Raw genomic sequence first — 23,743 nt, forward strand, 5'->3', positions numbered from 1 at the left:
TTTGAAACTTAGCCAACATCGCATGCGTTGCGGTGAACGGGAAAGCTATGTCTAACGCTCGCCAAAAATCTCTGGCAGACATCAACGAAAACAGTGGTTTTGACGCTGTGGTCATTGGCGGCGGAGTCAATGGGATTGGGGTCTATCGGGACCTGTCATTGCAAGGGTTGCGAGTGCTGCTGGTGGAACGCAACGATTTTGCCTCAGGCTGCTCAGCAGCGCCTTCGCGGATGATCCATGGTGGCCTTCGGTATCTGGAAAACGGCGAGTTTGATTTGGTGAAAGAGTCCCTGCGAGAACGGGACGCACTGCTGTGCAACGCGCCGCACATGGTCAAACCGTTGCCGACCGTGATACCAGTCACGTCGCTTTTCTCCGGCATCTTCAATTCTGCAGCGAGCTTCTTTGGGTGGCAGGGGCAACCGTCAAGCCGAGGGGCGTTGCCGATCAAGTTAGGTCTGAGCCTTTATGACTGGGTGACGCGGAAGAACCGCGCGCTGCCGTGCCACAGCTTTCAGGGTACTGCAGAAACCCGCACCCGATGGCCTGCATTAACGCGGGAGGCACGCTACTCGGCGGTGTACTACGATGCGTGGATCTCGCACCCGGAGCGCCTCTGTATTGAAATGATCTCGGACGTGGCAAAGGCGGTCCCTCAGAGTATCGCCCTAAATTACGCAGAGATTGTGAAAACCGAGCAGGGCTATGAGCTAACTTGTCAGCGTAGCGGGCAACGTTTTGACATTCAGCCACGTACAGTGGTGCATGCGACGGGAGCCTGGCTCAACCAGTCAGTCACGGAGTTGGTCGACGAAAAAGCTGGCAGGATGGTCGGTGGCACCAAAGGGTCTCACCTGATCATTGACAACGCTGCGTTGGCGCGCGCGCTTGATGGCCACATGGCGTATTTTGAAAACGCAGATGGGCGGGTGTGTATCGTCTTCCCGTATCAGGGCAAGGTTCTGGCTGGGTCGACCGATATACGGGTGGAAACGCCCTGCAAAGTGCGCTGCGAAGAAGACGAGCTGATTTACATTCTGGAGTCGCTAAGGCAAGTGTTTCCGGACATTGATGTCGCACGCGAAGATGTTGTTTTCAGCTTCTCAGGGATTCGCCCGCTGCCAGAAAGCACGCAAGAGTTTACTGGGCGGATTTCGCGGGGGCATGATGTGAAACGCTTGCCCGGTGATGTGCCGCAGTTCTGCATGATTGGAGGAAAGTGGACGACCTTCCGCGCGTTTGCAGAGCAGGCGGCAGATATGGTGCTGCAGGAACTGCAAAAACCACGCCGCGTCGACACAATGACCCTGCCGATTGGCGGTGGCAAAGACTGGCCCGAGAACGTCGAGGCATATGCCGAGAACCTTAAGGCCTCTCACGCAGCTGGAGAAGGTCGGGTCGACCATCTCCTGTCGCACTACGGCAGTGGTGCGGAGCAGATGCAGCGCGCCTGCGCGGAGGGCGGCGCGGACGTGTCGATTGGCGAAGGCGCGCTCTATTCCCAAGCAGAGGTGCGCTGGCTCATTCGGAATGAGCGCGTGCAGACCTTGTCGGACCTTGTTTTTCGCCGGACATCCCTTGCGATCACAGGCGCGATTTCCAGCGGGTTGATCCACGCCTTGGCCCTGCTTTTGGCAGAAGAACTGAATCTATCGCAGACTGAGGTTGCAGAACAGGAACGTCACCTCATCGAAGAATTGTCGGACTTCTATGGCGTCACGCCAGAGATGCTCGCAGAACGAACCAAAGAATGGAGTAAGAAATGCGCATAAGCACCAAAGCGCGAATGAACCGGATGTTCACCAACGGCGGCTGTCTGGATGTGGCCATCGATCATGGCGTCTGCAACGAGCCGTCTTTTATGGTGGGTCTCGAGGACATGCCATCGGTGATGGATACGTTGATCAAGGCCAAACCAGACGCGATCCAATGCGCCTATGGGCAAGCTGACTTGCTGCAGAGCCGCCCGGAAAAGGACAAACCGGCTCTGGTGATGCGCATTGATATGGGCAATCCGTATAATGATCAGCGGCACCGGGTAATGTGGTCTATGCTGCAAAACGCAGATGAGCCGATCATCGGCGCACTCGAGATGGATGCGGCTGCGGTTGTGGTGAACCTGTTTATGTTGCCAGATGAGCCGGAACTGTTCCGCCAGTGTGTCGAGAACATCAGTCGGGTGCGGGCCTCTTGCGACAAATATGGCATGCCGTTGATGATTGAGCCGCTGGTGATGCTGCCCAATGATGTGCGTGGCGGCTATCAGGTCGATGGAAACGCCGAGAAAATCGTGACTCTGGTGCGCTTGGCTTCAGAAATGGGCGCCGACATTATCAAGGCGGATCCGACAGAGAATCCAGAGGATTTCCATCGCGTGATCGAAGCGGCCCGCGTGCCTGTGCTGGTGCGTGGAGGCGGCAAGGAAGACCTCAAAACCGTTTTGATGAAGTCCGCGGCCATTATGGCGCAGGGCGCAAAAGGGATGGTCTATGGACGTAATATCTACCAGCATGACAACCCAAAGGCCGTGGTCGCAGCGTTGATGAGCATGATCCACAACGGCGCGTCCGGCGAAGAAGCTTGGGATATCTATAACCGTGGCTGATGGAGCACAAAAATACCTGTTGGGGTTGGATGCAGGCAATACCGTGATCAAAGCGGTGTTGTTTGATCTAGAGGGGCGGCAAGTTGCCATGCACGCTCTGGATGGTCAGACATCCACGCCCCAGCCGGGCCATGTCGAGCGTGATCTCAAAGAGCTTTGGAGCAATGCGGGCACTGCAATTACCGCCTGTATTGAAGCGGCGGGCATCGACCCAAATCAGATTTTAGCCATCGGGTGTGCAGGTCACGGCAATGGGCTCTATTTGCTTGATCGGGCTGGCGATCCGCTGTTGGGTATTCAATCGCTGGATACCCGCGCCGCGGGCGTGGCTAAGGAACTCGCTGATGCCAATGGGGACCGACTTCACGAGTTGTGTCTGCAGAAGCCTTGGCCATCTCAAACACCAGCTTTGCTGACGTGGGTGAAACGTTACCGTGCGGACCTTTACGCGCAAATTGGCACTGTGCTTCTGTGCAAAGATTTCGTCACATATCGCCTGACAGGGGAGCGCGTGAGTGACATTTCCGACATGTCGGGGTGCGGGTTCACAAGAATGCCGGACGCGCAATATGACGATGAACTGCTTGATCTCTACGGATTGGCAGATGCCAAGCATATGTTGCCCCCACTGATCGATCCGGCTGACGTTGCAGGCTATGTGACGTCAGATGCAGCGGCTGCCACCGGATTGGCCGAAGGAACGCCAGTGATCGGGGGCTACTTTGACGTGGTATCCAGCGCGCTGGGCTCAGGCGCGGGACTGCCGGGCGATGCCTCCATCATCTGCGGCACTTGGAGCATCAACCAGGTGTTTTCTGACGCGCCTGTAGCCGATCCGAACGTTTTCATGGTCAGCGCCTTTGGTAGCAACCACTATGTCAACATCGAAGCCAGCGCCACCTCCGCTGTGAACTTGGAGTGGTACGTGCGTGAGTTGGTCGAACGGGATGGCCACCATGACGACCCATTTGGCCACTGTAATCAAATGGTTGGGCAGGTCGATCCGCGCTTGGATGATCCGTTTTTTCACCCGTTTCTCTACGGCTCAGGGCAGGGCGCGGACTACCGTGCCGGTTTCTATGGTTTGGCGGGATGGCACACCGAGGGCCATCTGGTGCGTGCTTTGTTTGAGGGCGTGATGTTCGAACATCGGCGTCACATCGACGTCCTGAAAGCCTCAGGTGTAACCTTCAATCGCGCCATCTTGTCAGGCGGAGGGGCGCGCAGTCCCCACTGGCCCCAAATGTTTGCAGACTGCCTTGGCGTGCCCATCGTTGTGGCCGAAGCGCAGGAAACTGGTGCTTTGGGGGCCGCCATCGGCGCCGCTGTCGCGACCGGGATGGTGGCAGATTATGCCGAGGGCATTCAGAAAATGACACGTCCACGTCAAACCTACACGCCCGAACCTCTCATGAAGGCGCACTATGATCGGCGCTATGACTTGTTCACGGTGCTTACCGATACGTTGCAGCCTTTTTGGGACGAACTCGGAAAAGGGGAGGAAGAGATATGAAAGCCGTTGGTTTCCTGACGTCATTGCCAATTGAGCAGGAGGACAGCCTGCTGGATCTGGACCTGCCCACACCGGAGATTGGCGAGCATGATCTTCTGGTCTCTGTCGAGGCCATTTCGGTGAACCCGGCGGACGCCAAGCGACGCATTCGTACCGCTCCAGACACTGAACTCGATACGCCGATGATCCTCGGCTATGACGCTGTTGGTCGTGTCGAAGCCAAAGGTGCAGACGTGTCCGGTTTCGCAGTTGGGGATCGTGTTTGGTACGCAGGGGATGCAAATCGGGCAGGATCCTATGCTGAACTGCAAGCGGTCGATCACCGCATTACCGCGTTGGCTCCGACGACTGTCCCCCCTGAGGCCGCTGCAGCGATGCCATTGGTGTCGCTCACAGCATGGGAAATGCTGTTTGACCGGTTGCAGGTTTCCACTGATGCGCAGCGCAAGTCCTTGTTGGTGATTGGCGGGGCAGGTGGCGTGGGCTCGATCACGCAACAATTGGCGCGTCGCTTGACGGGACTTGAGGTCATTGCCACGGCATCCCGAGAAGAAAGCGCGGACTGGTGCCGGAAAATGGGCGCGCATGAGGTCGTGAGCCACCGAGATCTCGTCGCGGCGACCCGCGCGTCGGGTCGAACCTATGTGGATTACATCACACAGTATGCGGACACGGCGCAGCATTGGGATGCCATGTGTGAGCTGATTGCGCCACAAGGGCGCATCGGCACCATTGTGGAAACCGAAGAGAAACTCGATATCTCGGCGCTGCAGGGCAAGTCCGCCGCATTGATGTGGGAACTGATGTTCACGCGCTCGATGTTTGGGACCGCCGACATGGCGAAACAGGGTGCGATCCTTGCCCGCATGGCGCAGCTGGTGGATGACGGCATCGTCCAAACAACTGAAACTAAAGCACTGAACGGTTTGAGCGCGGCCACATTGAAGCAGGCCCACCGCCTGATTGAGAGCACCACGACCATCGGCAAGCTCGTCGTTGCTTACTGACCCATATCGAAGGCCACATCCATGACTTCACTGACCCGACTTGAGGGCTCTTACGATTATATCATTGTAGGTGCTGGAACCGCCGGTTGCGTGCTTGCCAACCGTCTGACGGAAAACCCGAACACCCGCGTGCTGCTGTTGGAAGCCGGTAAATCGGACAACTACCATTGGGTGCATATCCCGGTGGGGTATCTCTATTGCATTGGCAACCCACGCACTGACTGGATGATGAAAACTGCCCATGAGCCGGGGCTGAACGGGCGCTCGCTGGTATATCCACGTGGCAAAGTGCTCGGCGGCTGCAGCTCGGTGAACGGCATGATCTACATGCGCGGGCAGGCAGCGGATTACGACCATTGGCGTCAACTGGGCAATGCTGGATGGGCCTGGGACGATGTGCTGCCGTATTTTCGTAGATCGGAAGATCATCATGCAGGGATTTCCTCCATGCACGGTGCAGGAGGGGAGTGGAAAGTCAGCAAGCAGCGCCTTGGATGGGAAATTTTGGAAGCGGTGCAAGAAGGCGCGAAAGAGTTTGGGGTAGACCCCCGGGCAGATTTTAACGACGGCAACAACGAAGGCAGCGGCCTGTTTGAGGTCAACCAAAAGGGTGGCGTGCGTTGGAACACCTCCAAAGCTTTTCTGCGCCCGGCGATGAAACGCCCCAACCTGCGAGTGATGACGGAAGCCCACGCCGATCACCTTTTGCTCGAGGGCAGGCGGGTACGCGGGGTCGCCTTCACATATAAAGGCCGGAAGTTGTCCGCTGAAGCCAACAGCGAGGTGTTGTTGGCGTCTGGCGCAATTAATTCGCCAAGGCTATTGGAGCTTTCCGGCATTGGACGTAGCGACATTCTGCGGGACAACGGGATTGCGGTGCAGCATGAAAGTGCCGGGGTTGGCGAAAACCTGCAAGATCACCTGCAAATCAGAACGGTGTATAAGGTCCAGAACGCCAAAACCTTGAACACCATGGCCAACTCGCTGACGGGTAAGGCTCGGATTGGTCTGCAGTATCTGCTGACGCGATCAGGACCCATGTCAATGGCGCCCAGCCAATTTGGCATGTTCACCAAATCCGATCCGTCGCTGGAAACGCCGGACCTTGAATACCATGTACAACCGCTTTCCACAGATCGGCTGGGAGACCCCTTGCATCCTTATCCCGCGATCACAGTGTCGGTGTGCAATCTGCGGCCGGACAGTGTTGGAAGTTGTCACATCACGTCCGATGACAGAGCCGCGCAACCGGACATCAAGTTGAATTACCTTTCCGCCGCGCGCGATAGGCAAGTCGCCCTGACCTCGGTCAAGCAAGCGCGAGAGATTATGACGGCCGCGGCCTTGGCGTCATATGCGCCGCAGGAAATGTTGCCAGGTAATGATGTGCAATCCGATGAAGAGCTGCTCAGGTCTATCGGTGACATTGCCACCACGATTTTCCATCCTGTTGGGACCTGCAAAATGGGCACAGACCCAATGGCGGTGGTCGACCCGGAATTGCGGGTTCAAGGGATGTCTGGATTGCGGGTTGTGGACGCATCGATCATGCCAAAAATTGTTTCTGGCAACACCGCCTCACCGGTTATCATGATCGCGGAAAAAGCGGCTGACCTCATTCGAAAGGCTGCGTGATATGGGGCCTTTTTTCGTCATTGCCGAGGTCGCCGCACCGCTCACCAACGAGAGCCAAGTTGAGAAGGCACTTATTGGTCTCGCAGAGCAGACGCACGGTGAGACCGGCTGTATCGAATATCGGATGTGTCGGGAATTGTCGGAGGAGGTGCGATGGGTCATCTACGAAGTTTGGAAGACCGAGCAGGATTGGCGCAGTCATTTAAAGGTCGACCATCTTCTTGAATTCAAAGATCTACTCTGTGCCATTGGCGGCACTTTGACCGCCCGCAAGTTTGTCCCATTGGGTTGTACATAAACATTGAACGTTGGGCCGCCAATTCGGCTCAAACGCTCATATAGCCTTTGCTCGATGGCGCCGGGTGAAGCGGCTAGCCATCTGGCATTGGGAATGCGTGTCCAGAAGTTTGCTTTCGACTTGCATCGGACTATCATTTTGCTGTTTTCGAACGACCGCTATGGGCCGGAAGAGCAAGTCCTGCACCGTGTCCGTCATGGGCTCCCCGCCCGCGACGGCGTGGCCCGCAAGTCCGAATTGGGTACCGTGCGCCACCAGCTCGGACTGCAACGCCCCAGTATGCCAATCCGGTCATTGATCTCAGAGATGCCGAGTACTTTCACAAAACTCGCACCGTGCGTGTTGATGTCGCCTCTCTGCTTCGCACAGTACTTGCCCGCGGGCAAAGCCAAGTTTCGGGAGGATCGTGTGGCAGCAACGCAAAGCAATGAGGCTTGGGCAATGGACTTTGTGCACGATCAACCGGTCACGGACCGCAAAATCCGCGTTCGGACCATCGTGGACACCTTTTCGATTTTCGCCTGCAACCGATCCGAGGTTCAGCTACCGAGGAGAAGATGTTGTTCAGACACTTGAGCGCATATGCGGCAAGGTCGGCTACCCGAAGTCCATCGTGCCGATCAGGGATCGGAGTTTGTCTCCCGTGACTTGGATCTTTGGGCGTATCAGCGTGGCACCGAACTGAACTTCTCAAGGCCAGAAAACCCAACGGACAATGCCTACATCAAGGCCTTCAACAGCCGTCTGCGTCAGGAATGCCTGAATGCCTCGTAGTTTATGTCGATGGCCGACGCTCGAAGGCGGATCACGAATGGAGGGCCGATTACAACGATATCAGACCGCATACTTCGCTCGGAAACTCGGCGCCGAACGAATTTTCGGCCCAACTAAACGAAACCCGAAAGGTCGCATGAAGCCTGGACCGTAACCGGGGGGGGAACACCACTTGCTGATTGATGCGACCGGTATCAAGGCCGAAGGTGAAGGGGAGTAGAACGCGGTCAAGTATGGCGGCCCAAAGAAGCGCCCTTGGGGCAAGCTTCACCTCGGTGTGGACGAAGAAACACTGGAGATCCGCGTGGTCGGTGTCACCACAAGCAATGTCGGTGACGCCCCATTGTTGCCTGACCTGCTAGAGCAAATCCCACCGGATCAAGACATCGCCACGGTCACCGCCGATGGGGCCTATGAAACGCGCAGATGCCACAACGTAATCGCTGCTCGCGGGGCCCCTGCCATCATCCCTCCGCGCAAAAATGCTTAACTTTGGAAACCAACTACGTTGGGTGCCATCGCGCGGCACGAAGCTATGAGGGCGTGCAAGTATCGCGGACGAGCACTTTGGCGAAAATTGACTGGTTATCACCCAAGAAACTCAATTGATTGATGCGCTTCCCCCAAAAGGGGGAAGAGGTCAGCGATAGACCCTTTGGTTGCGCTGTCCCCAGTCGGTGTAGAGGTCAGCCATGATGGACCGAAACTGAGTTTCCGTCGCGTCCTGCGGGAAGGGTGTGAGCTCCCCTTCTGCGAATACCCCGACGGTATCGCCCACTGAGATGCCTTCGATGCCGGTTACATCGGCAACGATCGCATTCATTGAAACTTTGCCCAGAACAGGTGCGAGTGAGTTTTTGATCGCAACAACACTGCTATTATGGGCGGTGCGCCTGAATCCGTTTTCATAGCCGATCGAGATACAAGCCAGTCGGCATTCCTTTTCTAGGCGGAATGCTCGATCGTACCCGACGCTCCCTCCCTGTGGATAATCTTGCAGACTGATGATGCGGGCCTCAAGGTCCATTGTTGATCGAAACCCCAGGTCGGGCCTCAAGATCCCGTAGAGGATCGCACCACAGCGATACATGTCGGTTGCGACATCCTCGTCCGCAATCAGCGTCAGTGAGCTGCCCGCATGGACCAGTGTATCGGTTCGTTTTAGATCACTGTTTTTCAACACCCATGAAACTTGTTGCTGAAACAGATCCGCGCTTTGCCTGAGTTGTGTTGGTTCGTTGGATGGGAAATGCGAACAAACCCCACAGATGTCCTTTCCCAAGGTCTCTAGGATTTTGCGGCATGTGGTTTGCCCGCGTGCCGTCGAAATCTCCAATGCATCACGCGACATTCCCGCAACATTTAAGGCCAGGTGCACGCCACCAAGGTATTGGCCTGCCTCCATCAGAGCACGCAGTTGGAGCGCCGTCGGAACCGAGGCAACCTGCTCCTCGACATGAAGCTCCAGTGCGCCAGTGATTTCCTGCGGTGTAGCCGAACGCAGACGAATCAGCGTCCCTAGGAACCCCGCGTCGCGAACAGCAAGCGCCTCGGCATTTGAGGTAATACCAACCATATCCACCCCCTGTTCCTGAATCAGAGGGACAACCTGCGCAATACCGTGCCCATACGCATCCGCCTTTAGCACGGCGCAAAACCGGCGGTCTTCAGGAATAAGTCCCAGCGCAATTTCCAGATTTTGCGATATCCGGTCGCGGTGAATAGTACACCAAGACGTTGTGCTCCCCTCAGGCATTTTAATGCGGATCATGACCCAGCAGGTCATGTAGAATCTGGCAAAACAAATCCACTACGACAGGGACGATCGCGTCGGGGAAATCGTAGTCCGGGTTGTGCAGCTGCGGCGTGGTCTCACCGGAGCCGATATACAACATGGCAGCCTTGGCCCCGTCATCGCCAAAGCAGCCAAAGTCCTCGGACCAGCGCATGGGCGTGGGCATCTCGTGGATTGTGTGCCCCAGTGTCTGAGCGGCCTTGCGGGCGACATCGGTGGCCTCGGTATCATTCACCACGGCGCGGAACACATCATGCCAGTGGATGTCGACCTTCAACGGCCCCGCCGCATCTGCCACAATCTCCGTTGCGGATTGTATCATCTGATCCATGCGGGCGTTGGTCATGGAGCGCAGGGTCACGCGCAACTCACCGTCCGCTGGCGCGATGCCAAAGGTGGGTTCACCCAGATTGGCATGGGTGAGCGTGGCCAGCGCAAAGTGCTCCTGGGCGATGTCGCCCTGGCTCAGACTGGGCAGCGCAATCATCAGCTTGGCCATGGCCTCTCCAGGAGACACACCGTCTTCGGGTGCGGCCGCGTGGGAGCTTTTGCCCTCCAGCAAAATCTGCATCCCTTGCGAGGCACAGTTGCCCGGTCCGCTGCGCAGGCCAATCTCGCCCAACGGACGGCCGGGGACGTTGTGATAGGCGAAAGCGTAGTCCGGACGGATCTCGGGCCAGCGCGGGTCCGCCACCACCGCTTTGGCCCCTGCACCGGTTTCTTCGGCTGGTTGGAACAAGAGGATCACGCGACCGGTTGCGGGACGCGCCGCAAGTGTCATGCCCACGCCAAGCATGGACACCATATGGCCGTCATGGCCACAGAGGTGGCCTTTGCCGTCCACTTCGGAGCGGTACGGCACCGTGGAAATTTCGCGAATGGGCAGGCCATCCAATTCACAGCGCAACAGGACGGTTGGCCCTTCCGCTGCGCCGGTAAACTCCGCCGCAACACCATAACCACCAAGGCCGCGCCAGATGCGATCCGCGCCCAACGCCTCCAGCTCTGTCGCGATACGCGCGGCTGTCGCCGCCTCTTCCCCGGAAACTTCGGGGCAGCGGTGCAGCTCATGGCGCAGGGCGGTGAGGGTGCTGATCTGGTCTGACGACAGAATGGGCATGGCTGGGTCCTTAGAAAATCTCGATCAATCCGGCAGCCCCTTGTCCGCCACCGACACACATCGACACAACACCCCATTTTGCGCCGCGCCGTTGCCCTTCCAGCAGAATGTGGCCAGCCATACGTGCGCCGGACATGCCGTAAGGGTGGCCGATGGAAATCGCGCCGCCGTTCACATTGAGCTTGTCATCAGGGATGCCCAGCGCATCGCGGCAATACAGCAGCTGCGCAGCAAAAGCTTCGTTGATTTCCCAGAGATCGATGGCCTCCATAGTGAGCCCAACGCGCTCCAGAAGGCGCGGGATGGCTTTGACAGGGCCGATACCCATTTCTTCGGGAGCCACTCCGGCCACAGCAAAGCCCCTGAGAGCGCCCAAAGGAGAAAGGCCACGCTTTTGCGCCGCCTCGGCGGACATGACCACCAAGGCAGCGGCGCCGTCCGAGAGTTGGCTGGCATTGCCTGCGGTCACGGTTTTGTCCGCGCCGCGCACAGCGGGCAATCCGGCCAGACCGTCGAGTGTGGTGGAAGGGCGGTTGCATTCATCCTGCGTGAGCGTGACCTGCTCCTCATGTGTCTCTTTGGTGGTCTTATTGGTGACCAGTTTCACAGCCTCTACCGGCACGATCTCGTCATCAAACAGCCCTGCCGCCTGCGCACGGGCGGTACGCTCTTGGCTTTGCAGCGCATAGGCATCCTGTGCGGCGCGTTCCACGCCGTAGCGGTCCGCGACGACCTCGGCGGTGTCGAGCATCGGCAGGTAATACTCCTTGCGCACAGCAGGATCGACATAGCGATGCCCGTTCCAATGGCTGTTCTGCACCAGAGAGATGCTCTCCAGCCCGCCGGCCAAAGCCACTTCCACGCCCTCGCACCGCACCATATGGCTGGCGATGGCCAGCGCGTTCAGCCCAGAAGCACATTGCCGATCCACAGTGGCACCCGCCACGCTGTCGGGCAGGCCCGCGGCCTGTGCAATGTGGCGTGTCACGTTCACCCCCGCGGAGCCTTGCGTGAGGGCTGCGCCAAAGATGACCTCTTCGACATCGGCGCCGGTCACATTGGCACGTGCCAGCGCGACCTGCACCGCAGGCGCGGCCAGGCTTGGCGCTTCGAGGTTGTTGAACGCTCCGCGATAGGCTTTGCCAATTGGGGTGCGGGCGGTGGAAACGATGACTGCGTCGCGCATGAACCTGTCCTTAAATGTCTTCGGTGCCACACCATTGGGCGATGAACAGCGCGGTGGCTTTTGTCACGCGGCGCATGCTCTCCAGATCGACCCGTTCGTTAAAGCCGTGAATGGCCTCCGCTTTGGGTCCATAGACCAGCGTGGGCGTGTCGGCATACAACCCGAAGAACCGCGCGTCGGTGGTGGCGGTGATCGCCTCGCGCTCCAGCGTCTCGCCAGTGGCGGTGGAGTGCGCCGCTTCCAACGTAGAAATCGCCTGTCGTGCCATGGCGGAGCTGTCATCTGACAACGCGTAGCCTTCGGCGTGAAAGCCGTGATAGACAATCTCCGGCGGCGCATTGCGCAGAAAATCGTTGGCGCTGGCGGCCTCCAGAATGGTTTTCTCGATCTCTTCTTTGGCGGCCTTGATGGACTGCCCCGGAAAGATCGCCATACGCACATCAAAGGTGCTCCAGGCGGGCACCGAACTGGTCCAGTCGCCCCCTTCAAACTTGCCAACATTCAGATTGAGCGCGTGATCCATATGGGCGTACTCCGCATGGCGGTGCTCGATGTCGTTCCAGCGGTGCTCCATGTCATGTAAGGCTTTGATCAGCGGGAAGGCCGCCTCGATCGCATTGGCACCACTGCCAGCATAGGCCACATGGGTGGGCCGGCCTTTCAGATGCACTTGAAACCAGATCACGCCCAGCTGCGCCGTCACGAGATGCTCAGAAAACGGCTCCGGGATCAGTGCGGCGTCGGCCTGGTAGCCCCGCGCCAGACAGGCGAGCGCGCCATTGCCGGTGCATTCCTCTTCCACCACGGATTGGTAGAACACATCCGCAGCCGGGGCCAAACCACAGGCGCGCAGGGCGTCCAGCGCAAAGAGATTGGAAGCCAGCCCGGCCTTCATATCGCCCCCGCCTCGGCCATAGAGCCAACCGTCTTTCACACGCGGTTTAAATGGCGGGGTGTCCCACATGTCCAGCGGCCCGGCTGGGACCACGTCGATGTGACCGTTCAGGATCAGAGAGCGGCCTTTTTGGGTGGCGCTGCGGTGGGTGCCGACCACATTCACCGCATCCTCATAGGTGCCCAGTACTGGAGAAAATCCCGGCAGGTGCTGAATGTCGGCCACATCGATCTGCCAACGGTCCAGGGCATAGCCGCGCGCCGAGAGTTCGGCAGCCATAAAGTCCTGCGCAGATTGTTCATTGCCGCGGGTGGAGGGGTGCGCGGTCAGCTCCGACAGGAAGGCAATTTGCCGATCAAAGCCCGCGTCAACGGCATCACACAGCTGGGTATTCAAAGTGTCCGACATGGGGTTCCCTTCAAAAGCGTTGCATATCTTCCGCCACTGAGAGCGGCGCACCAGTGGCCTCTGCGACCTCTGCGACAGACAGGCCCTCAGCGATCTCGCGCAGGAAAAAGCCATCTTCGGTCACGTCAACCACGGCCATGTCTGTGAAAATCCGGGCCACGCACCCATGCGCGGTCAGCGGCAGGCTGCAGGTCTCTTTCAGTTTCGGATTGCCCGCGCGGTCGGTGTGGGTGGTCAACACCACCACGCGCCGCGCTTTCTGCGCCAACTCGATACCACCGCCGACGCCGGGGCTGAATTTGCCGGGGATTTTCCAATTGGCCAGATCGCCGCCTGCGCTGACCTCAAAGGCGCCCAGCATGGTCAGGTCCAACCGGCCGGAGCGCACCATGGCAAAGCTGGTGGCACTGTCAAAAAACGCGGATCCCGGCACGGTGGAGACATAGGCTCCGCCCGCATCAATCAGGTTTCGATCCGCCGCTTCCGGTGCCAAGGTGGGACCAATGCCAGCCAGACCATTCTCGGTGTGCAGGCACACAGGGAAGTCCGCGGGCAAATGGTTCACCACCTTGGTTGGCAGGCCAATCCCCAGATTGACCACCATGCCCGGCGCAATTTCACGCGCAGCGCGGGCGACCATGCGTTCTCTAGCGTTGGACAACGGCGTATTCCTCGCTCAGGGCATCCAATGTGATGAGGTGATCGACAAAAACACCCGCCGTGTGCACGGCGTTGGCGTCCAAGCCGCCCAAGGGCAGCACCGTCTCGGCCTCGGCAATCACACGGGTGGCCGCCATGGCCATCAGCGGATTGAAGTTCTGCGCCGTGGCGATATAGGCGAGGTTGCCAAAGGCATCGGCCCGATCCGCGTGGATCAGGGCCACATCTGCACGCAAGGCGGTTTCCACCACATGGGTTTTGCCCTGCACCTCAACCACCTGTTTCCCTTCGGCCAGTTCGGTGCCAAGGCCAATGTCGCTCAGCACGGCGCCAAGCCCTGCCCCGCCCGCGCGGATACGTTCGGCCAGAATGCCCTGGGCGTTGAACTCAACCTCCAACGCGCCGCTGTTCATCAGGCCAATTGCATGACTGTTCAAGCCAAGATGGGTGGTGATCAAACGGGTCACCTGCCCGCTTTGCAGCAGGTGGTCGATGCCCATGCCTGGCTCGTTGGCATCGTTTTTAATGAGCGTGAGATTCTGCGCCCCATGCGCCACCAACGCGTGGATCAGCGCCATGGGCGTGCCCGGCACTCCAAAGCCGCCCGCCATCACGGTGTCACCGTCTTTGATATGCGCCACAGCCTCGGCCATCGCGCTGCGTTTGTCAGGCAGTTTCACGCCGCCGCCTCCCACACCGGCAAGCCGGTTTCCTGCGCAAAGGCATCCAGTGCGTCCCGCAGAATGGTCATCAGTTCGGCGATCTGTTCCGCCGTGATGATCAACGGCGGCGCGATCAGGAAGTGGTCTCCGGCGGTGCCGCCACGGGTGCGGCGTGAGTAGATGATAAGCCCGCGCTCATAGGCCAGTTCCACAAGGCGCGCGTGTGCGTCCATCTCCGGCGGCAGCGGTTCCATGGTCTCGCGATCGGCGACAAACTCAAAGGCGGTCAACAGACCTTTGCCACGCACATCGCCGATAAATGGATAGCGCTGCATCAAGGCGGTGAGTTCGCCCATCAAAACCTCGCCCATGCGGGCGGCGTTCTCGATCAGGCCCTGATCTTCCATCTCTTCCAGCACGGCCAGACCTGCGGAACAGGCCAGCGGATTGCCTGCGTAGGTGAACCCGTGCAGGAAACCGCCTGCGTCCAGAACCGGCTCCACCAAACGAGCGCTGGCGACAATTGCCCCCAGAGGCGCGTATCCTGCGCCAAAGCCTTTGGACATGGCGACGATATCGGGCGTGATGCCCCAGTGTTCTGCTGCCAGGAATTTGCCAGTGCGGCCTGCGCCGGTCATGACCTCATCATAGATCAGCAAGACGCCAAACTCGTCGCAAATCTCGCGCACGCGGCCATAGTAGCTGTCCGGCGCAACCAGCGCGCCGGTCGAGGCGCCGCCCACAGGTTCCATGATGAAGGCCAGCACGTTTTCCGGCCTTTCTTCGAGAATTTTGTCACGCAGCAGTTCGGCATATTTCAGGCCGCGCTGTTCCTCCGACAGGTTGTCCCGATCCAGATAGGTGGCGGGGGCGGTGACTTTGGGCATGCCCTCCATCATCGGTGCAAAGGGTTCGCGCAGCGGGTCATAGCCAGTCAGATCGAGCGCCCCAAAGGTACAGCCGTGATACGACGGAAAGCGCGAAATCACCCTATGACGGGTCGTTTCGCCTTGGGTCAGCGCATATTGGCGCGCCAGCTTTACGGCACTTTCCACCGCTTCCGAGCCGCCGGAGACAAAGAACACCCGGTCCAAGCCGTCCGGTGTCATCGTCACGGTTTTGGCCGCCAAGTCCTCGGATGGATGGGTGCGGAAATGCATGCGATAGCCAAAGGTGGCCTTGTCCATCTGCGCCTTGATCTTGGCCAACACACGCGGGTTGGAGTGGCCGATGTTGGAGACCATCGCGCCGGAAGAACCGTCGATGTAGCGCTTACCGCTTTCATCAAAGAGATAAATTCCCTCACCGTGGCTGAGAAATGGGCGGGGATTGCGATTCTGGTAAAACAGATAGGAGTCTTCGGTCACGACGCACCTTCAATATGTTTGCGCAGGAATGCGCGGGTTCGCTCTTGGGAGGGGGTTTTGAAGATCACCTCGGGCGGGCCTTCCTCCACCACCACGCCTTTGTCCATAAACAGCACCCGGTCACAGACTGAGGCGGCAAAATCCATTTCATGGGTGACGATGATCATGGTCATGTGCTCTTCGGCGAGCTGCTTCATGACCTGGTTCACCTCTTCAACCAGCTCCGGATCAAGCGCGGAGGTGGCCTCGTCAAACAGCATCAGTTTGGGCTTCATCGCCAAAGCGCGGGCAATGGCGACACGCTGTTTCTGACCGCCCGAGAGCTGGGAGGGATAATAGTCGATGCGCTCCAACATGCCGACATGGTCCAGCTGTTGTTCAGCCAGGTCATTGGCTGCGTCTTTGCCCAATCCTTTGAGCAACATCGGCGCCATGGTCACGTTTTCCCTCACAGTCATATGCGGAAACAGGTTGAAGTGCTGAAACACCATGCCAACGTGCTGGCGCATCTCGTTGATGTGTTTCTCATATTGGCGGTGCGGCAGCTTTTTGTTCACCTGCACACCGTCGAGCCAGATTTCCCCGCCGGTCAGCGGATCGAGGTCATTGATCGCCCGCAGAAGTGTGGATTTGCCCGACCCGGAGGAGCCGATGATACCGACAATCTGCCCGCGCTCCACGGTCAGGCTGATGTCCTTGAGCACCTCCAGCGTGCCAAAGGATTTCTGGGCGTGGCGGATTTCGACAAAATGGTTTTGGTCGCTCATGGTGGCCTCTTGTGTCAGCGCGAAATGGAGATGCGGCGTTCGATTTTGCGCTGCACCCATTCCATGGCCAGGTTGATTGTGTAGTAGACCGCCGCCGCCAGCAGGTAGAATTCAAACGGGCGGTAGGTCTTGCCGATGACCCGCTGGGCAGAGAGGGTAAGCTCGCTCACGCCGATGACGGAGACCAGCGCGCTGTCTTTCAGCAGGGCGATCATGTTGTTGCTGATCGGTGGGATCACATCGCGGACCGCCTGGGGGATCACCACCTTGCGCAGCGCCTGCCCCCGGCTGAGACCAAGCGTGCGGGCGGCTTCCATCTGGCCCTTGTCCACGGCCAGAATGGCGGTCTGGATCAGCTCGGAGTTATAGACCGCGAAGTGCAGACCCAACCCGATGATGCCAGCCACAAAGGCAGGCAGGTCGATGCCGATTTGCACCAGACCGAAGTAGATCAGGAACAGCTGCAACAGAAGCGGCGTGCCCATGAACACCCATTCGATCAGGCGGAAGGGCTGGCGGATGATCCAGGGCGCATAAAGTGCGATCACCGCAAACAGAATGCCGCCGACGAAGCTGAGGGCCGCGGCGGCCACGGTGATGCCAATGGTCCAGAGCGCGCCCAACAGGACCACGTCCATGTATTTGGGGAGGATGGAAAAATCGAGACCCATGTCTGTGCCCTTCCCGATCAGCTGATCTGGACTTTACGGTCCAGCCAGGCAACGCCCCGGCCGGTTACGTAGATGATGATCATGTAAAGAATGCCCGCGAGCAGGAACATTTCGAACGGCTTGTAGGTGGAGCCAATGTAGCGCTGTGCGGTGTAGGTCAGCTCGATCACAGAAATCGCCGCCACCAAGGCAGTAGCCTTGATCAGCATGTTCAGGTTGACCCCAAGCGGGCGCACCATCAGACGCGCGGCCTGTGGCAGGATCACCTTATACATCGCCTGCCATTGGCTTAACCCGAGGGTGCGGGCCGCTTCGCGCTGGCCTTTGTCGATAGAGACAATCGCGCCCCGGATGGTCTCGGTCATATAGGCACCAGCGTTGATGCCCAGCCCAATCACACCCGCCTCAAAGGCATCCAATTGAATGCCCACCTGCGGGCCACCAAAGTAGAGAATGAACAGCTGGATCAGGGCCGGTGTGCCGCGAATGAGGCTGACGTAAGCCGCACCAATGAAGCGCAACACGGCAAACCGGGAAAGGCGCGCGGCGGCGCCGAGACTGCCGCAAATCAATCCGAGGATGGCTGTCAGGATCGACAGGAGGATTGTGATCCAGGCCGCTTCCAGAAAAAACGGAAAGACCTTTTGCATGAGGTCGAAGTCCATGCGGCGTCCTTTGCTCGGGCGGGTGGGCGCGGACGGTATGCCTGCGGCCCGTGAGTGGTGTGGCGCGGGGCTCCCCATAAGCCTCGCGCGATCAACGCAGCCATCCAAAATGGCAAACCCCGCGCCGCCTAGGGTGCGGCGCGGGGCAGATCAGAGCTTAGCGGATGTCCGCGCCGATCCATTTTTTGGCCAGCTCCAGATAGGTGCCGTCTTCCATCATCGAATCCAGCGCTTTTTGCATCTCTGCGGCCAGCTCCGGGTTGCCCTGACGGATCGCAATGCCTGCGCCAAAGGGCTCGGTGGTTGGATCGCCGAACATCTCAAACTCCTGGCCCTTTTCGCCCATCGCCAGAATGGCCGCGATGGAGTCGTTGACAATCGCGTCCACGCGACCGTTTTCCAGCTCCAGCAGCAGCTCAGGCAAACCTTTGTAGGTGCTGACCGCGTAGCCTTTCTCACGCGCCCAATCCTCATGGGTCTCGCCCAGGGTCAGACCGACTTTCTTGCCTTCCAGGTCTTCCAGGCTGGCAATGCCCGCGCCCGGTTTGGTGAAGATCGCGCGTTTGTCGGAGTAGTATGGCCCAACAAAATCAACCACCTCGTCCCGCTCCGCGGTGATGGTCATCGAGCCAACGATGGCGTCGTATTTGTTGGCCAACAGGCCACCGATGATGCCATCCCAGGCGGTGGTCACAATCTCAGCTTCCATGCCCATGCGCTTGGCAATTTCCGCACCCACAGCCGGGTCAAAGCCCACAACTTCGTTTTTGTCGTTCACAAAGTTGAACGGAGGGTAGGCGCCGGACATGGCGATGCGGATCACGCCGCCTTCTTTCAGGTCAGCCAGTTCATCTGCGGTGGCCGCTGTGGTGAGGCCCAGCATGGCAAAGCCAGCCAGAGCAACGGCGGATTTCAGAACGTTACGGCGAAAAATCATATGGTGTCTCCCAGTCGATACGGCGCGCCGTTAAGTGCTGCGCGCTGGCGGAATTGCCCGCTCTGAAGCAAAACCTTGCATGGGAGTTAATATTGCGCAAATAAATATCAGGTATCCTTAATATAGATCAAATCTATGCAACAACCCTATCAACAGCGTTTCCCCTGGAACCTCGACTGGAACCTCCTGCGCACCTTTATGGTTGTGGTGGAGCAACGCGGCATTTCCAAAGCCGCCGATTTTCTCGGCCTCAAACAACCCACCATCTCTGCTGCGCTCAAACGGCTTGAAGATCACACCGGTCAGACCCTAGTGATCCGCAAGCCCAACGAGTTCTCCATCACCCGCGCGGGACAGGTGCTGTACACCGAATGCGCCAAGATTTTTGGCACGGTGTCGCAACTGCCCTCACTGCTGGATCATGCCGAAGGCGAGCTGCGTGGGCATTTGTCGATCTCCACGACCAGCCACGTGATCTGTCCGCATTTTGACGATTTCCTGAACCGCTTTGCCCAGACGCATCCCAATGTCACTTATTCCTTCGCGGTTTCCGAAAGTAACGAGGTGCAAACCATCGTGGCTCAGAACCGGGCCAGCTTTGGGCTCTGCCTGTTGGCGCAAATGCCTGAAAATCTGGACACATTGATCCTGTATCGGGAGTTTTTCGCGTTTTATTGTGGTGCGCGGCATCGCCTGTTTGAGGCCGACCACATCACGCCCAAAGACCTGGAGGGTGAGGCATTTGTGGCGTTCCAAACCGAGGCCGAAGGCGGCCCGCTGGAGGCCATGTCGCGCCTGCGCGCCCGGCTGGGTCTGGCCAATACCTGGCGCGGCGTGTCATCCAGCCTGAACGAAATCCGCCGCATGATCATGGCCAATGTGGGCATTGGCGCCCTGCCCGTTCACGTCGCCGCCCCTGACGTAAGCGCCGGGCATTTGCGCCAGTTGCCCCCCTACGAAGACCTGCCTATGGTGGACATCTTCCTGATCTCCAATCCCGCCCGCCGCATGTCGGATGTGGAGAGCACCTTCCTCTCCGCGCTGGAAGCGGAACTGGCAACCATTGACCTCGCTGACCGCACGTATGTGGAGTGACCTACCACTGACGCTCGTCAAAAACCTTCAAAATGACAAGGCGGTTCATCAAAAGCGCAGGCACCTGTACGTTTGCACACACCCTGGCTCCCACGAAGTGGTCCAAACTCTCTGACAAAAAGTTGGAGGTCGGTATGTTTCGTGTGCCCAAATTATTCGTCGTTAGCTGTGTCACAATCCTGTTTCACGCCCCACTCTCTTATCAAATTGCCCTTTTTGGCCCCATAGGCGCTGACGTCAGACAAGCTGCTTGAAAGCCCTGAGCTGACGTTCATAAGAAACGCAGTGAATGACAGCTTCGGCGCTCGACTTGCAGGACAGGGCTGGGGCGTCGTCAGGGCGGATCATATCCGCCTTGGGTTATTCGCTGCCATTCCGCCTCCCCTAAAAAAGCAAAAAGCCCCGGCCGATTTGATACGGTCAGGGGAGGCAAAGCTTGAGCGTTGGCAGTGACCTGAGCCCCAAGTTTCCTCCACCTCGCGGAGAGTCCTTGGGTTTGGTTTGTTGACCGTACGCGGCCAGTTTGTCCATGTCTGGGCCTTCAGGAAGATAGTCGTCCTCCTGATTTGATCGTGCATAGGTCGCAATGGGGGTGATAGATTTTTGCGCAACAGTGTTTTAGGCATGTTTGTCGGTTAACGTTGATGATTTTATTAATGCCACTACCAAAGGCAGTGGTACTTCAATTCTAGAAACTCAAATGACTATCTCTAAACTGCTTTTAGGCGTTACCCTCGCGTTGAGTGTTGCGGCCTGCACCACTGTAGAAGGTCCGTCTGACAAAGCGATTTCCGTCAGCTTCAAAAACCAGGCCGGTAGTAGCTACTTGGCTGGGTATAATCCTGTTCCGGTACGGGCGGCCGTCGGTAAAAAAAGAGCGTGCCTGCCGTTTGCCAAATCACATCGGCAAATTTTGAAAGCCCCTCGTTCCAGTCACCTGCCAAAGTGAACCTGCCAGCCTACAGCAAAGGCGCACAGAATGTCACACTGAGTTGCACATACGAGGAACAGAAAAAAGCCGTCACCGTTTCCCCTGAGAACCTGTCGGCCAAAGCGTGTGCCGGGTCCGCGATTGGCGTGGCGCTCTTGTGCCCAATTTGTGGAGTTGGCGTTGCAGCTGCGGGCGCGGCCAAAAACAAAGACAGTTATATCTCTGGCTTTGTCCAATTGGACCTGACTTTCGACGACTGAGACCGGGCTGATCTAGCGGATCCGCACAAAAAAGCCCCGGTGTGTCCACCGGGGCTTTCGATTGTCAGAGAGAGGAGACCTTAGTCTTCTTTCTTCTCTTTTTTCTCAGGCACAACCTCTTCGCCGGTTTCCTGATCCACAACTTTCATGGACAGGCGTACCTTGCCGCGGTCGTCAAAGCCCAGAAGTTTGACTTTCACTTCCTGGCCTTCTTTCAGAACGTCGGATGGGTGGTTTAGGCGGCGGTTCTCGATTTGAGACACGTGCACCAGACCATCGCGCTTGCCGAAGAAGTTCACGAACGCGCCGAAGTCGACGATCTTCACAACTTTACCGGTGTAGATGGCGCCTTCTTCTGGCTCGGCCACGATCGCGTGGATCATGTCGTAGGCCTTCTTGATGGCTTCGCCGTTTGGCGAGGCAATCTTGATCACGCCTTCGTCGTTGATGTCGACTTTGGCGCCGGACACTTCAACGATTTCACGGATGACCTTACCACCGGAGCCGATAACTTCACGGATCTTGTCGGTTGGGATGTTCATGGTCTCGATGCGTGGCGCGTGTACGGAGAATTCCGCCGCACCGGTGATCGATTTGTTCATCTCGCCCAGGATGTGCATGCGGCCGTCTTTGGCCTGTGCCAGAGCTTTTTCCATGATTTCCGGCGTGATACCGGCAACCTTGATGTCCATCTGCAGCGAGGTGATGCCGTTTTCGGTACCCGCCACTTTGAAGTCCATGTCGCCGAGGTGGTCTTCATCGCCCAGGATGTCAGACAGGATCGCGTAGGAGCCGTCGTCTTCCAGGATCAGGCCCATGGCCACACCCGCAACTGCGGATTTCAGAGGCACACCTGCGTCCATCATGGACAGGGAGCCGCCACAAACGGACGCCATGGAGGACGAGCCGTTGGATTCGGTGATCTCGGATACGATGCGCACGGTGTATGGGAAGTCGGTTGCCGCTGGCAGAACCGCCTGCAGCGCGCGCCATGCCAACTTACCGTGACCAATTTCGCGGCGGCCGGGAGGGCCCACGCGACCAGCTTCACCCACAGAGTATGGAGGGAAGTTGTAGTGCAGCAGGAAGTTGGATTTGAAGTTGCCGTGCAGCGCGTCGATGAACTGCTCGTCGTCGCCGGTGCCCAATGTGGTCACAACCAGACCCTGTGTTTCACCGCGGGTGAAGAGGGCGGAGCCGTGGGTCCGTGGCAGCAGGCCGGTCTGGCATACGATGTCACGAATTTCGTCGGTTTTACGGCCGTCGATACGGGTGCCGGTTTTCACAACGTCGCCACGCAGGATGCCGGCTTCGAGTTTTTTCAGGGCGGAGCCGAGGTTCGCGTCTTCCAGCTGTTCTTCGTTCAGCGCTTCTTTGATGGCTTCACGTGCTGCGGCAACAGCGGAGGTGCGCTCTTGCTTGTCGGTGATGGCAAAGGCGGCGCGCATCTGCTCTTCGCCAGCTGCTTTCACTGCGTCGTAGAGGTCCGCGTAGTCCGGTGCCTGGAAGTCAAACGGCTCTTTTGCCGCGTCTTCGGCCAGATCGATGATCAGGTCGATCACCGGCTGGATGGAGTCGTGAGCAAATTTCACCGCACCCAGCATCTCTGCTTCGGACAGTTCGTAGGCCTCAGATTCCACCATCATCACGGCGTCTTTGGTGCCGGCCACAACCAGGTCCAGACGCTGCTCAGGGTTCTGACGCAGATCCTGCATGTCATCAACGGTTGGGTTCAGGACATATTCGCCGTCCTCAAAGCCCACACGTGCGCCCGCGATTGGGCCCATGAATGGCGCGCCGGAGATGGTCAGCGCGGCAGAGGCTGCGATCATCGCCACGATGTCCGGGTCGTTGACCAGGTCGTGGGACAGCACGGTGCACATCACCAGAACTTCGTTTTTGAAGCCATCGACAAACAGCGGGCGGATCGGACGGTCGATCAGGCGCGCGGTCAGGGTTTCTTTTTCGGTTGGGCGCGCTTCGCGCTTGAAGAAGCCACCCGGTACTTTACCGGCGGCGTAGTATTTCTCTTGGTAGTGCACAGTCAGAGGGAAAAAATCCTGACCGGGCTTTGGTGCCTTTGCAAAGGTCACGGCGGCCATCACGGAGGTTTCGCCCAGAGTGGCGATCACACAGCCGTCAGCCTGACGGGCAATCTTACCCGTTTCCAGAGTGAGCGTTTCCTCGCCCCACTGCATGGACTTTTTGGTTTCTTCGAACATCATCGTATCCTAGCTGGGAGCTCTCCCAGGCGTATCCCGGGTCTCCCGTTTGAAAATAGCGGCCCCATTGCCGCCGACCTCTTCTATCTTTCTTTGATGCGCCGAGGTCAGGACGCAACGTCTCAGATGGTCGGCCCATATCGGAAAACAAGGCGTTTGGAAACCAAATTCTCCGTCAATCAGCGGTGGGCTGCCGCGCTGGAGCCTGTTGCGAAAGCAGTGTCGTTGCGTGGGCAACAAATTGTTTACGGCCAAAACGTGGCATTTTAG

General features: G+C 58.3%; 21 protein-coding genes and 2 pseudogenes. 11 read left to right on the forward strand and 12 right to left on the reverse strand.

Features of this window, described 5'->3' with window-relative positions:
- The first annotated feature begins 47 nt into the window (after positions 1 to 47).
- The 8 genes and pseudogenes from SIB92_RS17320 to SIB92_RS17355 form a co-directional block, all read left to right on the forward strand.
- Entirely contained in the window at positions 48 to 1,772 is a 1,725-nt protein-coding gene (locus tag SIB92_RS17320; RefSeq protein WP_412553211.1) for a glycerol-3-phosphate dehydrogenase/oxidase, read from the forward strand.
- Positions 1,763 to 2,605: a class I fructose-bisphosphate aldolase gene (locus tag SIB92_RS17325; protein ID WP_412553212.1), complete on the forward strand. Its 843-nt coding sequence runs from the start codon at positions 1,763 to 1,765 to the stop codon at positions 2,603 to 2,605. Before SIB92_RS17320 ends, SIB92_RS17325 begins: the two co-directional genes overlap by 10 nt.
- Positions 2,598 to 4,118, forward strand: coding sequence for an FGGY-family carbohydrate kinase (locus SIB92_RS17330; RefSeq protein ID WP_412553213.1), 1,521 nt, complete (start codon positions 2,598 to 2,600; stop codon positions 4,116 to 4,118). Before SIB92_RS17325 ends, SIB92_RS17330 begins: the two co-directional genes overlap by 8 nt.
- Positions 4,115 to 5,125, forward strand: a complete 1,011-nt coding sequence (locus tag SIB92_RS17335; protein WP_412553214.1) for a zinc-binding alcohol dehydrogenase family protein — start codon at positions 4,115 to 4,117, stop codon at positions 5,123 to 5,125. Before SIB92_RS17330 ends, SIB92_RS17335 begins: the two co-directional genes overlap by 4 nt.
- A gap of 21 nt (positions 5,126 to 5,146) precedes the next feature.
- Positions 5,147 to 6,760 carry a GMC family oxidoreductase gene (locus tag SIB92_RS17340; RefSeq protein WP_412553215.1) on the forward strand — a complete coding sequence of 538 codons (1,614 nt, stop codon included), beginning with the start codon at positions 5,147 to 5,149 and terminating at the stop codon, positions 6,758 to 6,760.
- A gap of 1 nt (position 6,761) precedes the next feature.
- Positions 6,762 to 7,058 (forward strand): antibiotic biosynthesis monooxygenase family protein, encoded by a 297-nt coding sequence (locus tag SIB92_RS17345; protein WP_412553216.1) that lies wholly within the window; start codon positions 6,762 to 6,764, stop codon positions 7,056 to 7,058.
- Between the two features lie 384 nt (positions 7,059 to 7,442).
- Positions 7,443 to 7,972 (forward strand): annotated as a pseudogene (locus tag SIB92_RS17350) (integrase core domain-containing protein); the annotation flags it as partial.
- A gap of 20 nt (positions 7,973 to 7,992) precedes the next feature.
- Positions 7,993 to 8,433 (forward strand): annotated as a pseudogene (locus SIB92_RS17355) (IS5 family transposase); the annotation flags it as partial.
- A 39-nt stretch (positions 8,434 to 8,472) separates the two neighbouring features.
- On the opposite strand, the gene SIB92_RS17360 reads toward SIB92_RS17355, so the two are convergent.
- From SIB92_RS17360 to SIB92_RS17410, 11 genes are all read right to left on the reverse strand, one after another.
- Positions 8,473 to 9,603 carry an alanine racemase gene (locus SIB92_RS17360; protein ID WP_412553217.1) on the reverse strand — a complete coding sequence of 377 codons (1,131 nt, stop codon included), beginning with the start codon at positions 9,601 to 9,603 and terminating at the stop codon, positions 8,473 to 8,475.
- The gene (locus SIB92_RS17365) at positions 9,590 to 10,747 is read right to left on the reverse strand and encodes an amidohydrolase (RefSeq protein ID WP_412553218.1); all 1,158 of its coding nucleotides are present in this window, start codon (positions 10,745 to 10,747) and stop codon (positions 9,590 to 9,592) included. The genes SIB92_RS17360 and SIB92_RS17365 overlap by 14 nt, the downstream gene beginning before the upstream one ends.
- 10 nt (positions 10,748 to 10,757) lie before the next feature.
- A complete protein-coding gene (locus tag SIB92_RS17370; protein ID WP_412553219.1) occupies positions 10,758 to 11,933 on the reverse strand; it encodes a thiolase family protein in 1,176 nt (391 codons plus the stop codon).
- A 10-nt stretch (positions 11,934 to 11,943) separates the two neighbouring features.
- Positions 11,944 to 13,236, reverse strand: coding sequence for an ArgE/DapE family deacylase (locus tag SIB92_RS17375; RefSeq protein WP_412553220.1), 1,293 nt, complete (start codon positions 13,234 to 13,236; stop codon positions 11,944 to 11,946).
- A 10-nt stretch (positions 13,237 to 13,246) separates the two neighbouring features.
- Positions 13,247 to 13,897: a 3-oxoacid CoA-transferase subunit B gene (locus SIB92_RS17380; RefSeq protein ID WP_412553221.1), complete on the reverse strand. Its 651-nt coding sequence runs from the start codon at positions 13,895 to 13,897 to the stop codon at positions 13,247 to 13,249.
- Positions 13,884 to 14,576 carry a CoA transferase subunit A gene (locus tag SIB92_RS17385; RefSeq protein WP_412553222.1) on the reverse strand — a complete coding sequence of 231 codons (693 nt, stop codon included), beginning with the start codon at positions 14,574 to 14,576 and terminating at the stop codon, positions 13,884 to 13,886. Before SIB92_RS17385 ends, SIB92_RS17380 begins: the two co-directional genes overlap by 14 nt.
- Positions 14,573 to 15,925, reverse strand: a complete 1,353-nt coding sequence (locus SIB92_RS17390) for an aspartate aminotransferase family protein (protein ID WP_412553223.1) — start codon at positions 15,923 to 15,925, stop codon at positions 14,573 to 14,575. Before SIB92_RS17390 ends, SIB92_RS17385 begins: the two co-directional genes overlap by 4 nt.
- Complete coding sequence (locus SIB92_RS17395; RefSeq protein WP_412553224.1) at positions 15,922 to 16,692, reverse strand: amino acid ABC transporter ATP-binding protein; 771 nt, start codon at positions 16,690 to 16,692, stop codon at positions 15,922 to 15,924. Before SIB92_RS17395 ends, SIB92_RS17390 begins: the two co-directional genes overlap by 4 nt.
- Positions 16,693 to 16,706: 14 nt before the next feature.
- Complete coding sequence (locus SIB92_RS17400) at positions 16,707 to 17,363, reverse strand: amino acid ABC transporter permease (RefSeq protein WP_412553225.1); 657 nt, start codon at positions 17,361 to 17,363, stop codon at positions 16,707 to 16,709.
- A gap of 17 nt (positions 17,364 to 17,380) precedes the next feature.
- Positions 17,381 to 18,028: an amino acid ABC transporter permease gene (locus tag SIB92_RS17405; protein ID WP_412553226.1), complete on the reverse strand. Its 648-nt coding sequence runs from the start codon at positions 18,026 to 18,028 to the stop codon at positions 17,381 to 17,383.
- A gap of 157 nt (positions 18,029 to 18,185) precedes the next feature.
- Complete coding sequence (locus SIB92_RS17410; RefSeq protein ID WP_412553227.1) at positions 18,186 to 18,965, reverse strand: transporter substrate-binding domain-containing protein; 780 nt, start codon at positions 18,963 to 18,965, stop codon at positions 18,186 to 18,188.
- A 135-nt stretch (positions 18,966 to 19,100) separates the two neighbouring features.
- On the opposite strand from SIB92_RS17410, the gene SIB92_RS17415 reads away from it, so the two are divergent.
- From SIB92_RS17415 to SIB92_RS17425, 3 genes are all read left to right on the forward strand, one after another.
- Complete coding sequence (locus SIB92_RS17415; RefSeq protein ID WP_412553228.1) at positions 19,101 to 20,060, forward strand: LysR family transcriptional regulator; 960 nt, start codon at positions 19,101 to 19,103, stop codon at positions 20,058 to 20,060.
- A gap of 628 nt (positions 20,061 to 20,688) precedes the next feature.
- Positions 20,689 to 21,009 carry a hypothetical protein gene (locus SIB92_RS17420; RefSeq protein WP_412553229.1) on the forward strand — a complete coding sequence of 107 codons (321 nt, stop codon included), beginning with the start codon at positions 20,689 to 20,691 and terminating at the stop codon, positions 21,007 to 21,009.
- Entirely contained in the window at positions 21,006 to 21,251 is a 246-nt protein-coding gene (locus SIB92_RS17425) for a hypothetical protein (protein WP_412553230.1), read from the forward strand. Before SIB92_RS17420 ends, SIB92_RS17425 begins: the two co-directional genes overlap by 4 nt.
- An 80-nt stretch (positions 21,252 to 21,331) precedes the next feature.
- Here the strand turns inward: SIB92_RS17425 and pnp are convergent, their stop codons facing one another.
- Positions 21,332 to 23,473 (reverse strand): polyribonucleotide nucleotidyltransferase, encoded by a 2,142-nt coding sequence (pnp, locus tag SIB92_RS17430; RefSeq protein WP_412553231.1) that lies wholly within the window; start codon positions 23,471 to 23,473, stop codon positions 21,332 to 21,334.
- Positions 23,474 to 23,743: the final 270 nt, after the last annotated feature.

The sequence above is a fragment of the Shimia sp. MIT1388 genome, from assembly GCF_047124445.1.
Taxonomy (GTDB): domain Bacteria; phylum Pseudomonadota; class Alphaproteobacteria; order Rhodobacterales; family Rhodobacteraceae; genus Shimia.

Coding starts and splice junctions, on each gene's coding strand:
- SIB92_RS17320 (WP_412553211.1), top strand. CDS start 48: ATGTCTAACGCTCGCCAAAAATCTCTGGCAGACATCAACGAAAACAGT.
- SIB92_RS17325 (WP_412553212.1), top strand. CDS start 1,763: ATGCGCATAAGCACCAAAGCGCGAATGAACCGGATGTTCACCAACGGC.
- SIB92_RS17335 (WP_412553214.1), top strand. CDS start 4,115: ATGAAAGCCGTTGGTTTCCTGACGTCATTGCCAATTGAGCAGGAGGAC.
- SIB92_RS17340 (WP_412553215.1), top strand. CDS start 5,147: ATGACTTCACTGACCCGACTTGAGGGCTCTTACGATTATATCATTGTA.
- SIB92_RS17345 (WP_412553216.1), top strand. CDS start 6,762: ATGGGGCCTTTTTTCGTCATTGCCGAGGTCGCCGCACCGCTCACCAAC.
- SIB92_RS17360 (WP_412553217.1), bottom strand. CDS start 9,603: ATGATCCGCATTAAAATGCCTGAGGGGAGCACAACGTCTTGGTGTACT.
- SIB92_RS17365 (WP_412553218.1), bottom strand. CDS start 10,747: ATGCCCATTCTGTCGTCAGACCAGATCAGCACCCTCACCGCCCTGCGC.
- SIB92_RS17370 (WP_412553219.1), bottom strand. CDS start 11,933: ATGCGCGACGCAGTCATCGTTTCCACCGCCCGCACCCCAATTGGCAAA.
- SIB92_RS17375 (WP_412553220.1), bottom strand. CDS start 13,236: ATGTCGGACACTTTGAATACCCAGCTGTGTGATGCCGTTGACGCGGGC.
- SIB92_RS17395 (WP_412553224.1), bottom strand. CDS start 16,692: ATGAGCGACCAAAACCATTTTGTCGAAATCCGCCACGCCCAGAAATCC.
- SIB92_RS17400 (WP_412553225.1), bottom strand. CDS start 17,363: ATGGGTCTCGATTTTTCCATCCTCCCCAAATACATGGACGTGGTCCTG.
- SIB92_RS17405 (WP_412553226.1), bottom strand. CDS start 18,028: ATGGACTTCGACCTCATGCAAAAGGTCTTTCCGTTTTTTCTGGAAGCG.
- SIB92_RS17410 (WP_412553227.1), bottom strand. CDS start 18,965: ATGATTTTTCGCCGTAACGTTCTGAAATCCGCCGTTGCTCTGGCTGGC.
- SIB92_RS17415 (WP_412553228.1), top strand. CDS start 19,101: ATGCAACAACCCTATCAACAGCGTTTCCCCTGGAACCTCGACTGGAAC.
- pnp (WP_412553231.1), bottom strand. CDS start 23,473: ATGTTCGAAGAAACCAAAAAGTCCATGCAGTGGGGCGAGGAAACGCTC.